Raw genomic sequence first — 276 nt, 5'->3', positions numbered from 1 at the left:
GTGCCGTAAATTCGACAAAGGGTGGGGAATTCATCCCGATGATTTTGGGGAATTTAATCCGTTATTTTTGGGGAATTGTATTCCGCTGTTATTGGGGATTTTACAGCCGATGTTGACACAGAATAGTACTAAAGAAAAAGCTCGTCCATTCGATTCACGGTGTCGTTCACAACGTACTGTTACTGACATAGCATAACGTCCGAAAACTGACGGTGTAAGTTGACCGAGAACTGACGGATTCGCTGTCCAAGAACGCTTGCAAAAATGGGAAGGAAG

Annotated in this window: 1 protein-coding gene; it reads left to right on the top strand. The window is 43.8% G+C overall.

The features are described 5' to 3' along the window. Positions 1-196: hypothetical protein (locus tag J3482_RS20460; RefSeq protein WP_206923125.1), on the top strand; the 196-nt coding region annotated here is incomplete at its 5' end. Positions 197-276 lie beyond the last annotated feature (80 nt).

The organism is Alicyclobacillus suci, assembly GCF_017329615.1.
Lineage (GTDB): Bacteria > Bacillota > Bacilli > Alicyclobacillales > Alicyclobacillaceae > Alicyclobacillus > Alicyclobacillus suci.
The sequence above is the reverse complement of the archived record's forward strand: the minus strand, read 5'-3'. Positions and strand labels throughout refer to the sequence as shown.